The following is a 13,247-nucleotide window of genomic DNA, read 5'->3' as shown; positions in this document are numbered from 1 at the left end:
GTTCCCTGCGGCCAGCACGGCCGCGAGCCCGCGGGCGTCGGGCTCGGCGCCGGCGCCGAGGGCCAGGTCGGCCTCGAGGACCCGGCAGAGGTTGACCTGGTAGACCTCCCCCGCCCGGATCCGCTCCCGGATGGTCACCACCGCCGCGCAGTACTCCTCGCGGGAGAGCGAGCTCCGCCAGGCTCCGACCGGCGGACCGCTCCACGGGCCGGGACGTGCGGGAGCACCCGAGCGGCCCCGGTCCACGTGGGCGAAGCGCCACGCACGGACGGTCCCTTCGAAGTCGCCGACCACGGCCCAGAACCCGCCGTCGGCCAGGCGGTGCGCCTCCCGACGCAGGTCGATGCACTCGACCGGGCCCCGCGCCTCGATCCCGGCGAACCACGCAGCACCCTGGGCGGCGCCGGAGCGCGTCGCGGGCCCGCGGACAGGCGGCGCGCTGCTGCTCCTGGTGGACACCGGGCCACGGTAGCGGTGGCCTGCGCGTCTGCCGTCGGGTCCCGCGAGAGCGGCGCCACGGGGCCAGTTGGACGACCGTCCCGGCGTTCGGTTAGAGTCTGGGACGCGCACGGCGCCGGGGTCACCCGGAACGTGTCGCGCGGACGTGGCTCAGTGGTAGAGCATCACCTTGCCAAGGTGAGGGTCGCGGGTTCGAATCCCGTCGTCCGCTCGAAGGCGAAGACCCGTGACGGTCAGCACCGGACGTGGGCTTGAGCCTTGCGGTGGAGTGGCCGAGAGGCGAGGCAGCGGCCTGCAAAGCCGTCCACACGGGTTCGAATCCCGTCTCCACCTCGCATCACCACCCTGAGCACGACACGGGCGATTGGCGCAGCGGTAGCGCGCTTCCCTGACACGGAAGAGGTCACTGGTTCGATCCCAGTATCGCCCACCAGCATCACCACGACCAGGCCGTCCCGCAGAAGTCCGGGGCGGCCTGTTGTGCTGTTCGGGTCGCACAACCTGCTCGTCCTGCGCTCGGCTCGCCTCGGATCGCGCGACGGCCCGTACGGGCGCTGACGGGCCCTCGACGTAGTGTGAGGTGAGCGTCCGCCTGTCGGTCGCTGAGCTGCCCGGCGTGAGAGAGGAAGCGGCCATGCTCTCCGGATCTCCCCTCCTCCGTCGATGACCACCGAGGCTCACCCATGATCGGAGGATCCCGGTGACACCGGAGCAAGGTCGCCCCGGTGCCGATGTCCCGCCAGCTCGGCGCAGGGTTCCGCTGCGCTCGAGCGACGCCGAGCCGCACCAGTGCCCGCTCCCGGTGCGGATGAAGGTCCTGGGTCAGGTTCCGCTCTTCGCTGGCCTCTCCCAGGAGGAGCTCGCCGGCGTCGAGCGCCGCATGGTCTCGCTGTCCTGGGCCGAGGGTGACGTGCTCTACACGGCCGGGGCCCAGGCCGAGCACCTCTACGTCCTGGCGGCAGGGCGCGCGAAGGCATCCCGGCTCGCCGTCAGCGGACAGGAGGTCGTCGTCGACCTGCTCGCCCCCGGCGACCTCGTCGGCGGCATGCGCACCCTGGGGCGACCCACCTACCCCGAGACGGTCCGTGCCCTGACGACCACGTGTGCGCTACGCATCGACTCCCAGGCCTTCCGTGATGTCCTGACCACCTACCCCCAGGTCGCGCTACGGGTCATCGACGACACCGCCGCACTGCTCGTCCTGGCCCGGGACGACGTCGCGGCCCAGTCCACCGAGACCGTCGCGCAGCGCGTCGTGAGCACCTTGCTGCGCCTGGCGGACAAGTTCGGTCAGGACAGCGTCTCGGGCACGACCCTGATCCAGCTGCCGCTCTCGCGAACCGACCTGGCAGCCATGACCGGGTCGACCCCGGAGTCGGTCTCCCGGGTGATGAGTCAGCTCCGCAAGGACGGCATCATCGACTCGGGACGTCGGTGGACGGCCATCCTCGATCGAGGACGCCTCGCCGCGACAAGGGGCACCGGCCGCGACCTCGCGCCGGACGCTCGTCCTGCAGCTGATTGATCCCCGTCATCGTCGGTCCTGCGCTCCACTCCTAGCGTGGAGGTCAGCGCCCCACCAGGAGGCGCACCCATGACCAGGAAGAAGGATCACGATGAGCACCACCGCTCCCGCCACCACCCGCACGGTCCTGCGCGCTGAGGGCTTCTCCTGCCCGTCCTGCGTGTCGAAGATCGAGAAGCAGGTCCGACGCCTGCCCGGAGTCAGCAGCGTGACGGTCCAGTTCGCCTCGGCGCGCATCGAGGTCGATCACGACCTGGCCGAGGTCAGCGTGGACGACCTGGTGGCGGCCGTCGCCAAGGCAGGGTTCGTCGCCCGGCCGGCTTCCTTCTGACCAGTCGACCCGCAGTCCTCGCGTCACCGCCGAGCAGCCCCTCGCCTCGGCGGTGGCGCTTCGCCGTTCCCGGCCCGTGCCGCGCCGACTTCCCTCCGGACCGAGGTGTCGATGCGGTTGATTGATGCTCGTCATCGTCACCCGGGCCACCGGTCCTTAGCGTCGGAGCGAGGGCTCCACCACGGGGTCCCACCTCCCGAGACAAGGACGACGGCGATGACCAAGCTGCACGCATGGTGGAACGGACGGTGGGCCGTCCCGCTGGTCTCCGGTGCTCTGATCCTGGCGTCCTTCGTCGTAGGTCGTGCGCCAGTGCCGAGACCGATGGGTGACGTCCTCATGGTTGCCGCCGCGGTGGTCGCCGGTACCCCGATCGTGACCACGGCCGCCCGTGCGCTGCGGGCCCGGGTCGTCGGCATCGACCTGCTGGTCGCGATCGCCGCGATCGGGGCCGTCGTCATCGGCCAGTACTGGGAGGCCGCTGCGGTGACCTTCCTGTTCGCGATCGGTCACACGCTGGAGTCGGCCACCCTGAACAAGACCCGCTCGGCCCTGGCCGAGCTCGTCGCGGTGGCCCCCGACGTCGCCGTCGTGATGCGTGACGGTGCGCAGGTCGAGGTTCCCGCCGCCTCGGTGGCCACGGGGGCGACGGTGCTGGTCAAGAACGGTGCCAAGGTCCCCGTCGACGGTGAGGTCCTCGCCGGGACCGGGGCCCTGGACGAGGCCTCCATCACCGGGGAGTCCATCCCCGTGGAGAAGTCCACGGGGGACCGCGTCTTCGCCGGCACCGTCTCCCAAGGAGGCTTCCTGCAGGTCCGGGCCACCGGGGTCGGCGCCGAGACGACGCTGGCCCAGATCATCCACCGCGTGGAGGACGCCCAGGACGCCAAGGCGAGGACCGCGCAGTTCATCGACCGCTTCTCGGCCTGGTACACCCCGGCGATCCTGCTCCTGGCCCTGGTCGCCGGCCTGGTCTCCGGCGACGTGGTCCTGGCGTTGACCTTGCTCGTGATCGGTTGCCCCGGCGCCCTGGTGATCTCCATCCCGGTCTCCGTCGTCGCGGGCATCGGTCGGGCCGCCAAGGACGGCGTCCTCATCAAGGGCGGTGAGTTCCTGGAGCGCTCGGCCACGATCACCGCGGTCGCTGTCGACAAGACCGGGACCCTGACCACGGGCCGTCCGCACCTGACCGACGTCGTCGTGCTGGCCCCCGCCATGGACCGCGCCGAGGTGCTGTCGTGGGCCGCGGCCGCCGAAGCGGGCTCCGAGCACCCGCTGGCCCGGCCGATCCTGGCCGCCGCGATCACCGAGGGTCTGCGCCCTCCGCCTCTCCCTGAGGACACCGAACCGGTTCCCGGCAAGGGCATCACCGCCACGACCGCCGGCCGACGCGTCCTGATCGGCAACCTCGCGCTCCTCGAGCAGTACGACATCGCCGACACGGTCGGTGCCGCGGCCATCGCTGACGACCTCGCCGCCGCCGGACGGACGGCGATGATCGTCGCCGTCGACGACGCGGTGATCGGGGTGGTCGCCGTGGCGGACGAGGTCCGCGACGACGCGGCCGAGATGGTCCACCGCCTGCACGCCTCCGGGGTGACGACGGTGGTCATGCTCACCGGGGACTCCCCCCTGGTGGCGCAGGTCGTCGGGAAGGCGACAGGGGTGGACCAGGTCGCGGCCGGCCTGCTGCCTGAGGACAAGCTCGAGGCCGTCGCCGACCTGCAGCGTCAGGGCTACGTGGTGGCGATGGTCGGTGACGGCGTCAACGACGCCCCTGCCCTGGCGACGGCCGACATCGGCGTCGCGATGGGTGCGGCCGGCTCGGCCGTGGCCGTGGAGACCGCGGACATCGCGCTGATGGGCGACAACCTGCTCAGACTCCCCGAGGCGATCGGCCTGGCCCGGCGCACCGTGCGCACCATGCGCCAGAACATCTCCATCGCGCTTCTCACCGTCGCGCTCCTGCTGGTCGGCGTCCTCCTGGGCGGGATGACGATGTCCATCGGGATGCTCGTCCACGAAGCCTCCGTCCTGATCGTCATCGCCAACGCGATGCGTCTGATGCGGCGCTCACGTCACCTCAGCACGGCGGCTCTCCTCCCTTCGCGACCGCGCCGGGCGGCAGGTGCTCCGACGATGGCCGGACGCTCCTGATCCGTCCGCCCGAGCACGGTCAACGAGCAGGTCCTGCGCCTACGCCGCCGAGGTCCTGGGCACGGCGCTGAAGGATCTCGATCACAGCCGCCACGGCGGGCCGGCCCCGGTTCGCCCGTCGCACGGCCGCGACGATCCTGCGGTCCGCGAGGCCCGTCGTCGGTCGGCGCACCAGGCCTGGCCGGGCGGGGATCGCCAGCTCGGGAAGCACGGCGACGGACAGCCCGGCGGACACGTGCGCCAGCAGGACGCCGTAGCTCGAGAACCGGCCGGCGACGATAGGTTCGAAGCCCTCCCTGCGGCACTGCCGAGGAACCAGCTCACCGAGGTAGGTCCCGGGCAGGTCCAGCGCCCACCGGTCCTGCGCGAGCTCGGCCAGGGGCACCACGTCGAGGGCCGCGACCCGGTGACCCGCGGGGACCACCACCTGCAACGGGTCCGTCGTGAGCGGGACCGTCGTGACCCCCGGCACCAGGAGGGCGCCGTCCTCCTCGTCGACGGTGATGGCGATGTCGCAGAGGCCCTGCTCGAGGGCGGCGGTGCTCGCGCGCGGTTCGATCTCCTGGATCTCGATCTGCAGGCCTGGGTACTTCTCCTGCACCTCCTGGAGGGCAGGGATCAGGAGTGGTTCGATCGAGCTGGCGAACCCGGCGACTCGCAGGTGACCGGCCGTGCCCCGGGTCACGTCGAGCAGCTCGACCTCGATCGAGTCCATGTGGTCGCGCAGGTCCCGCGCCCTCTCGACCAGGATGCGGCCGGTCGGGGTGAGACGCAGGGTCCGCCCTGAGCGCTCGAAGAGCTGGGATCGCGTCTCCGTCTCCAGGAGGGCGAGCTGCTGGGAGACGGACGACGGGCTGAGCAAGAGCTCGGCCGCCACTCCACGCACCGTGCCGACACGGTCGAAGACGTCCAGCAGCCGGAGCCGCCACGGGTTGAGGGGCACGTCTTGCACCCTACTGTGCGGCCTGACCGAACAGCGTGGTGGAGATGAGGCGATGGATCCGGACGTTTCTCGCCGCGTAGCGTCGCCGGATGAGCGAGCTCGCAACCTCTGACCGATCAGCGTCCCCACCTGAGGATGCCGCCTTCTGGGCGGACGTGGACTCCCACGTGATGCGCTACGGGAGCCCTTTCGTCCCGGAGATCATCAGCCGAGCCGAGGGCAGCTTCGTCTACACCGAGGCCGGCCGGAGGATCCTCGACTTCACGTCGGGTCAGATGAGCGCGATCCTCGGGCACTCGCACCCTGACATCGTCGCGACGGTACGGCGGCAGGTGGGCGAGCTCGACCACCTCTACAGCGGGATGCTCTCGCGCCCGGTCGTCGACCTCTCCCGCCGGTTGGCCGGCTCCGTACCGGCACCGCTGGACAAGACGCTCCTGCTCTCGACGGGGGCCGAGGCCAACGAGGCAGCCATCCGACTGGCCAAGCTCGTCACCGGCGGCCACGAGATCGTGTCCTTCGCCCGCTCGTGGCACGGCATGACCCAAGGCGCGGTCGGTGCGACCTACAGCGCTGGTCGACGGGGGTACGGGCCCGCGGCCCCCGGGAACTTCGCCATCCCGGTGCCTGACGGGTACCGCCCCGACGTGGTCGACGAGAACGGACACCTGGACTGGCGCCGACAGCTCGACCTCGCGTTCTCCCTCGTCGACGCCCAGTCGACCGGGGCGCTGGCCGCCATGATCCTCGAGCCCGTCCTCAGCTCCGGCGGAGTCGTCGAGCTGCCGCTCGGGTACCTGGCCGCCATCAAGGAGAAGTGCCAGGAGCGGGGGATGCTGCTCATCCTCGACGAGGCGCAGACCGGCCTGTGCCGTACCGGGACGTGGTTCGCCTTCATGCGTGACGGGGTCGTTCCCGACATCCTGACCCTCTCCAAGACCCTCGGCGCCGGACTCCCCCTCTCCGCGGTGATCACCTCCCCCGAGATCGAGCAGAAGGCCACCGACCGTGGCTTCCTGTTCTTCACCACCCACGTCTCGGACCCCCTCGTGGCCGCGGTCGGGTGCACCGTGCTCGACGTCCTCGAACGCGATGCGTTGGACGTCCAGGCGGCCCGCCTGGGCCAGCAGCTGCGCACCGGACTCCTGCAGATCCAGGAGCGGCACACCGTCGTCGGGGACGTGCGGGGGCGTGGGCTGCTGCAAGGGCTCGAGCTCGCCCCCGAGGAGCAGACCGGGCGCGGCGCGGCCGCGGATGCGCTGGGCGCCGCGATCACCTGGCGCTGCCTCGAGCTCGGGCTGCACATGAACATCGTCCAGCTGCCGGGGAGCGGGGGCACCTTCCGGATCGCGCCCCCGCTCACGAGCACCCCGGCCGAGATCACCCTCGGCCTCGAGATCCTGGACCAGGCGATCGGCGAGGTCGTCCCGGCCTGAGGGGCCGCGCACGGTCAGGCGAGCGCAGCGACCTCCTCGAGCACCAGGTCGCACCCAACATTTCGCGCCTGAGGAACGTCTTCCTTGATGTGGGGGTCATCAGACCGCCCGACGAGGGGGAACCACCATGTCCGCGCATCACGTCCATGCCGTACGGCTCAGCGCTCAAGGCCTCACCCGCATGGTCCTCGCCGGGGTGACGGCGACCGCACTGATCGGAGGCCTGATGTCGGCCTGCTCGACGGATGCGCCCGACGAACCGAGCTCGGCGGATCGTCCCGCCGCACTGATCGAGGCCGCGCCCGCGCCGTCCGAGGGCGCCGGGGTGACCGCCGTGCCTGGGGCGACTACCGAACCGACGACGAGCTCAGCACCGACACCCGGACCCACCTCGAGCCCGGAGCCTCCTGCGGAACCCACGGCCCTGCGCCGGGGCGACGAGGGGGACGCGGTACGCGCCCTGCAGGAGCGCCTCATCGAGCTCGACTACTTCCTGCCCTCCGCCGACGGCTCGTTCGGGCCCGCGACCGAGCAGGCCGTGTGGGCGTTGCAGAAGGCCGCCGGCGCGACCCGGGACGGCCTGGTCGGTCCCGCCACGCAGGACGCTCTCGACGCCGGGGTCCGCCCGACACCACGCACGGCGAGCGGCCGGGTCCTCGAGGTCGACCTCGAGCGGCAGCTGGTGCTCGCGGTCGAGGACGGCGTGGTCACGCGGACCTTCAACGCCTCCTCGGGCAACGGCGAGTCCTACCAGGCACTGGGCCGGACTCTGCGTGCCGACACCCCGACCGGGGACTTCACGGTGGTCCGCCAGGTCGACGCCGTGCACGAGTCGACGCTGGGCCTGGGCTCGATGTACCGGCCGAAGTACTTCCACGGAGGCTGGGCGGTGCACGGCTCGGACGAGATCCCGCCGTGGCCTGCCTCCCACGGCTGCGTACGGATGGCGAACGACGCCATCAACTGGATCTGGGACGTGTGGGACGCACCGATCGGCACCCGGGTGGTGGTGTCCTGAGCGTCAGGCGGACACCCTCTCGTCGGCCGTGCGCCTGGCCGAAGCCCTTGCCGAACCGCCGTCCGTTTGTCACTGTGGACGGGCCGTCGACGAGGACGCGCGCGACGGCGCCTGGTCCACGTGTGCACCGCAAGGTCCGGCCCGAAGGGCGGCGCATGACACCTCCGTCGCGAACCACCCGACGCGAGCTGCACCGAGCAGCGGGGCCTCGATCGCCCCGCCACCGGGCGGAGCCGCCCGGCCCCCGCCATCTCGCCGAGACGCAGCGAGATCCTCACGGGGTTTCCGCGCTCACGGGCCCCGCAGTCCTCAGCGCCCTCGTCCTTCTCGCTGGCTCGGCGACGGTGGGACCGGTCGGGGGCGCACCGGAGGTCGTGGTCGAGGGTCCGGGCCGTGTGGTCGAGACGACCGAACGGTCCCACCAGGCGGCCATGGCACGCCTGTCCGCCCAAGGCTCGACGCACACGGCGTCCGAGCGCGCCGAAGCCCTCGCCCTCGCCGAGGCCGCCCTGGCCTCGGCCGCCGTGCTGACGGCCGTGCGGTCGACGAAGACCGTCCACCCGTCCGATCCCGACGCGGTGGCCCAGGACCCGGCGGCCGACCGGCTGCACTCCGCGATCGACGTCCTGTCCCGTGTCGTCCCTCGTCCGGTAGCCCTGGCGGACGACGAGGAGGCACCACGTCCGGACGACTCGACAGAGTCCGTGCGGGCCGCTGCCGCCGTCGTCTTCGCGCTGGCGATCGAGGAGGACCTCACCGCACGGTCTCCGGCCACGACGGACCTGGTGCCGGCACGGGCTGCGCTGTCCGAGCTCGAGGCGGGGCTCGCGGTCGCGAGAGCCTCGGCGACCACGGTCACGTCGACCGTCCTCGAGCCGACGGGCTCCCCGCCCGCCGCCTCCGCACCGACGGACGGCACGGTGGACCTCTGGCCCAACGGGAGGATCCCGGTCGAGCTGCTGTGCAGCCCGGAGGTCGCCCCGGACGCCCTGCTGCGCTGCGACGCCGCCGCCGCCCTCGACCCGCTCAACGCTGCCTACCGGGCTGAGTTCGGACGTGACCTCGACGTGATCAGCTCCTACCGCAGCGTCGAGCAGCAGGTGGCTGTCAAGGCGGCGCGGGGGTGGCTCGCAGCACCCCCCGGGTCGTCCAACCACGGCCGGGGGATCGCCGTGGACCTCGGCGGGTTCGGCTCGGTAGGAGACTTCACCAGCGCGTCGTTCCGGTGGATGGAGGCCCACGCGCACGAGTTCGGCTGGTTCCACCCGGACGAGATGAAGCCCGGGGGCAGCGCCCCGCCCGAGCCGTGGCACTGGGAGTACGGAGGCTGAGGCGGGGCCGTCGGGCCAGGGCCCCTCACCCCTCAGGCCGACGCGACCTCGTCGAGGATGCGGCGCAGCGCGTCCAGGGCCGGGCTTGCGAGCCCGGAGGCTCGCTGCGCGGTGAAGACGGTCCGGCGCGGGGCTCCGGCCAGGTCGAGCAGCCGGCAGGTGGTGGTCCGTCCGCTCCAGACCAGGTCGGGCAGCAGCGCCACCGCGTTGCCGGACTCGACGAGCCGGATCTGCGCCTGGAGGTCGGCGGTCTCGTAGCGGGCGTCGGGCTCGAAGCCCGCGGACCGGCACATCTGCTCGGCGAAGTGCCGCGAGGCCGCACCGGCTGGCTCCATCACCCACGGCAGGTCCTGGCAGTCGGCCAGGTCGGACACGGGCCAGGGTGCGTCCGCGAGGGACGGCAGGGCGAGTCGGATCGCGTCCTGGGTCAGGTCGCGGCGGTCGAGACCGGGCCACCACGGCGCCGCGTGCGCCGGGTACTCCTCGGCGACGACGAGGTCGAAGCCTCGGGCCCAGGTCTCGTGGAGGGCCTGCTCGGGCTCCCGCTGGACCATCTCGACCCGCACCTGCGGGTGGCGGCGTCCCATCTCGCGCAGCGCGGTGGGCATGAGGGCGAGTGCCGCCGACTGGAAGACGGCGACCCGGACGCGCCCCCGGACCTCGCTGTGGGAGGCCTGGACCGCGGCCTCGGTCCGCTCGAGCACGTCCAGGAGCTCACCGGCGGCCGCGACGAGCACCTCGGCCTGGGGCGTGAGCCGGACGCCCCGACCTGCCTTGCGCAGCAGCTCGAGGCCGGTCTCCTTCTCGAGCAGGCTGAGCTGCTGGGAGACCGCCGAGGGGCTGTAGCTCATCGACTCGGCCACCGCGGCCAGGGTGCCGCGGATCGAGAGCTCCCGGAGGATGAGGAGACGGCGCAGGTCCAGCACGGCTCACCCTCCCGGAATCATCAGCTGAGGTGACGAATATAGAACCGTTTCCGTCGCTTTTCATCACCTCTCGTCGATACCGATACTGGCGCACGACGTGGCCCGTGCCCGGGCGCCGTCCGTGACAGCGAGGAGTCCCATGACGCAGCCCCCGGCAGCACCCGTCCCGTCGAGCACCTCCGCGGGGGTCGACGCCGTCGACCCGGCCCTCGCCGAGGAGGCCGTCGCCCTGGTGCGGCGCTGGTTGCGCGAGGCCGCCCAGCACCCCGTGGACCCGTCAGCGGCGCACCTGGCCGCTGCCCTCAAGGACCCGCGCGGGCTGCCCTTCGTCGTCGGGTTCGTCGACGGGGTGATCCGCCCCGAGGACGAGCACGTCGCCGCGAGCACCCTGCGCGACCTCTCCCGCGCAGCACCGGCCTTCCTGCCGTGGCCGCTGCGGTCCGCCCTGCTGCTGGGCGGGGCGGTGGCCCCCGTGCTGCCCGACGTCGTCGTCCCGATCGCGCGCAAGGTCCTGCGGCGCATGGTCGGGCACCTCATCATCGACGCGAGCGACCGGCGACTGGGGCCAGCCATCGCGCACGTCCGTCGCGAGGACGTCCGGCTCAACATCAACCTGCTCGGCGAGGCCGTCCTGGGACGGCGCGAGGCGGCCCGTCGGCTCGCCGGCACCGAACGCCTGCTCGCCCGCGAGGACGTCGACTACGTCTCGATCAAGGTGTCCTCGACGGTCGCCCCGCACGGGGCCTGGGCCTTCGAGGAGTCCGTCGAGGAGATCGTCGAGCACCTGACCCCGCTGTTCGAGCGGGCCGCCACCTCTCCCACGCCGAAGTTCATCAACCTCGACATGGAGGAGTACAAGGACCTCGACCTCACGGTCGCCGTGTTCACCCGGCTGCTGGACCAGCCGGCCCTGCTCGACCTCGAGGCCGGCATCGTGCTGCAGGCCTACCTGCCCGACGCCCTCGCAGCGATGATCCACCTCCAGGACTGGGCTGCCGCACGCCGTGCCCGGGGCGGGGCCTGCGTCAAGGTGCGGCTGGTCAAGGGCGCGAACCTGCCCATGGAGCAGGTCGAGGCCACGGTGCACGGGTGGCCGCTCGCCACCTGGCACTCCAAGCTCGAGACGGACGTCAACTACAAGCGCGTGCTGGACTGGGCCCTGACCCCCGAGCGCATCATGAACGTGCGGCTCGGTGTCGCAGGGCACAACCTCTTCGACGTCGCCTACGCGTGGCTGCTGGCCGGACGGCGCGGCGTCCGGGACGGCATCGAGTTCGAGATGCTCCTGGGCATGGCGCAGGGCCAGGCCGAGGCCGTCCGCGAGGAGGTGGGCGGGCTGCTGCTCTACACCCCCGTGGTGGCCCCGGCCGAGTTCGACGTCGCGATCGCCTACCTGATCCGCCGGCTCGAGGAAGGGGCCTCGACCGAGAACTTCATGTCCGCGGTGTTCGACCTGGACCGGGACGCCGGCCTCTTCTCCCGCGAGCGAGACCGCTTCCTCACCTCCCTCGCCGCCCTCGACGGCTCGGTCCCTCCGGCGCACCGGGTGGCCGACCGTCACGCGGCCTCCCCACGCCCCTCCCCCGGGGCCTTCGTCAACACCCCGGACACCGACCCCTCGGTGGCCGAGAACCGCACCTGGGTCCGGGCCCTCCTCGAGCAGGTCCCGACCTCGACCCTGGGCAGCGCGACCATCGACGCCGCACGCATCACCGACCGCGCCGTCCTCGAGGAGACCGTGCTCGGAGCACGGGAGGCGGGCACGGCGTGGGGAGCCCGACCCGCCGCCGAGCGCGCCGAGATCCTGCACGGCGTGGGCCGGGCCCTCGAGGCCCACCGTCCCCGGCTGCTCGAGGTCATGGCGGCCGAGACCGGCAAGACGGTCGACCAGGGCGACCCGGAGGTCTCCGAGGCGGTCGACTTCGCGTACTACTACGCCGAGCTCGCCCGCGGCCTCGAGCGGGTCGACGGCGCGAGCTTCGTCCCCGCGGCCCTGACCCTCGTGACCCCGCCGTGGAACTTCCCGGTCGCGATCCCGGCCGGCTCGACCCTGGCGAGCCTCGCCGCGGGATCTGCGGTGGTCCTCAAGCCTGCCGGTGAGGCCGAGCGGTGCGGGGCGGTGCTCGCGGAGATCCTCTGGGAGGCCGGCGTGCCCCGCGAGGCCCTGCGCCTGGTGCAGGTGGACGAGGGCACCCTCGGCGAGTCGCTCGTCGCCCACCCCGCGGTCGACCGGGTCGTGCTGACCGGGGCCTACGAGACCGCCGAGCTCTTCCGCTCCTTCCGGCCGGACCTCCCGCTCCTGGCCGAGACCAGCGGGAAGAACACGCTGATCGTGACCCCGAGCGCCGACCTGGACCTCGCGGTCAAGGACGTCGTCCAGTCGGCCTTCGGTCACGCGGGCCAGAAGTGCTCGGCCGCGTCGCTGGTCGTCCTGGTCGGATCGGTCGCGACCTCCCGTCGGTTCCGCGACCAGCTCGTCGACGCCGCCTCCTCCTTGGTCGTCGGGTACCCGCAGGACCCTCGGACCCAGATGGGCCCCGTGATCACCGCTGCCTCGGGCAAGCTCTTGCGGGGTCTCACGGAGCTCGACCCCGGGGAGCGCTGGGCCCTCGAGCCACGACGGCTCGACGACACAGGCCGGCTGTGGAGCCCTGGCATCCGCACCGGGGTGGTCCGGGGCTCGCGGACGCACCGGACCGAGTACTTCGGCCCCGTCCTCGGCATCATGACCGCCGCGACCCTCGAGGAGGCCATCGCCGTCGCCAACGACGTCGACTACGGCCTGACGGCAGGACTGCACTCCCTGGACCGCACCGAGATCGCGACCTGGCTCGAGACGATCCAGGCCGGCAACCTGTACGTCAACCGGGGCATCACCGGCGCGATCGTGCAGCGCCAGCCCTTCGGTGGCTGGAAGCGCTCGGCCGTGGGCCCCGGCACCAAGGCCGGCGGGCCGTCCTACCTCTTCGGTCTCGGCTCGTGGACCTCGGCCCCGGCCCGAGACGGCGTCTCGCCACGGCATCCCGCCGTCGTCGGGGTCCTCGCCGCGGCGCGCTCGGCCCTCACGGAGGACGAGGCCCTGCGCCTCGAGCGCGCGGTGCGCAGCGACGCCGCGGCGTGG

At 72.4% G+C, this 13,247-nt stretch carries 9 protein-coding genes, 3 tRNA genes and 1 pseudogene; 10 read left to right on the top strand and 3 right to left on the bottom strand.

All coding sequences use genetic code 11. The features are described from left to right. Positions 1–459: pseudogene (locus L0B03_RS06620) on the bottom strand (anthranilate synthase component I family protein); the annotation flags it as partial. Between the two features lie 139 nt (positions 460–598). Between L0B03_RS06620 and L0B03_RS06615 the strand changes: the two are divergent. The 6 genes from L0B03_RS06615 (at position 599) to L0B03_RS06590 (ending at position 4,472) form a co-directional block, all read left to right on the top strand. Next, positions 599–670 (top strand) — tRNA-Gly (locus tag L0B03_RS06615). 51 nt (positions 671–721) lie between these two features. Continuing rightward, positions 722–792: transfer RNA gene (locus L0B03_RS06610), tRNA-Cys, on the top strand. Positions 793–817: 25 nt separating this feature from the next. Then, positions 818–892: transfer RNA gene (locus tag L0B03_RS06605), tRNA-Val, on the top strand. A 267-nt stretch (positions 893–1,159) separates the two neighbouring features. Continuing rightward, positions 1,160–1,984, top strand: a complete 825-nt coding sequence (locus L0B03_RS06600; protein WP_250444995.1) for a Crp/Fnr family transcriptional regulator — start codon at positions 1,160–1,162, stop codon at positions 1,982–1,984. A gap of 91 nt (positions 1,985–2,075) precedes the next feature. Continuing rightward, complete coding sequence (locus L0B03_RS06595) at positions 2,076–2,315, top strand: heavy-metal-associated domain-containing protein (protein ID WP_250444994.1); 240 nt, start codon at positions 2,076–2,078, stop codon at positions 2,313–2,315. Positions 2,316–2,531: 216 nt separating this feature from the next. Beyond that, positions 2,532–4,472, top strand: a complete 1,941-nt coding sequence (locus tag L0B03_RS06590) for a cation-translocating P-type ATPase (protein WP_250444993.1) — start codon at positions 2,532–2,534, stop codon at positions 4,470–4,472. 19 nt (positions 4,473–4,491) lie between these two features. Here the strand turns inward: L0B03_RS06590 and L0B03_RS06585 are convergent, their stop codons facing one another. Beyond that, positions 4,492–5,415, bottom strand: a complete 924-nt coding sequence (locus tag L0B03_RS06585) for a LysR family transcriptional regulator (RefSeq protein WP_250444992.1) — start codon at positions 5,413–5,415, stop codon at positions 4,492–4,494. Between the two features lie 89 nt (positions 5,416–5,504). Here L0B03_RS06585 and L0B03_RS06580 point away from each other — a divergent pair, with 89 nt between their 5' ends. From L0B03_RS06580 to L0B03_RS06570, 3 genes are all read left to right on the top strand, one after another. Beyond that, positions 5,505–6,851, top strand: a complete 1,347-nt coding sequence (locus tag L0B03_RS06580; RefSeq protein WP_250444991.1) for an aspartate aminotransferase family protein — start codon at positions 5,505–5,507, stop codon at positions 6,849–6,851. Between the two features lie 127 nt (positions 6,852–6,978). Next, positions 6,979–7,869 (top strand): L,D-transpeptidase family protein, encoded by an 891-nt coding sequence (locus L0B03_RS06575; protein WP_250444990.1) that lies wholly within the window; start codon positions 6,979–6,981, stop codon positions 7,867–7,869. Positions 7,870–8,300: 431 nt separating this feature from the next. Further along, on the top strand, positions 8,301–9,200 hold the full coding sequence (locus L0B03_RS06570; protein ID WP_250444988.1) for a D-alanyl-D-alanine carboxypeptidase family protein: 900 nt from the start codon (positions 8,301–8,303) through the stop codon (positions 9,198–9,200). 32 nt (positions 9,201–9,232) lie between these two features. On the opposite strand, the gene L0B03_RS06565 is transcribed toward L0B03_RS06570, so the two are convergent. Continuing rightward, entirely contained in the window at positions 9,233–10,126 is an 894-nt protein-coding gene (locus tag L0B03_RS06565) for a LysR substrate-binding domain-containing protein (protein WP_250444987.1), read from the bottom strand. A gap of 139 nt (positions 10,127–10,265) precedes the next feature. Here L0B03_RS06565 and L0B03_RS06560 point away from each other — a divergent pair. Beyond that, positions 10,266–13,247 (top strand): bifunctional proline dehydrogenase/L-glutamate gamma-semialdehyde dehydrogenase (locus tag L0B03_RS06560; protein ID WP_250444986.1); only part of this gene is annotated, 2,982 nt, incomplete at its 3' end.

Source organism: Actinotalea sp. C106, assembly GCF_023630195.1.
Lineage (GTDB): Bacteria > Actinomycetota > Actinomycetes > Actinomycetales > Cellulomonadaceae > Actinotalea.
This window is presented reverse-complemented; position numbering and strand designations above follow the sequence as displayed.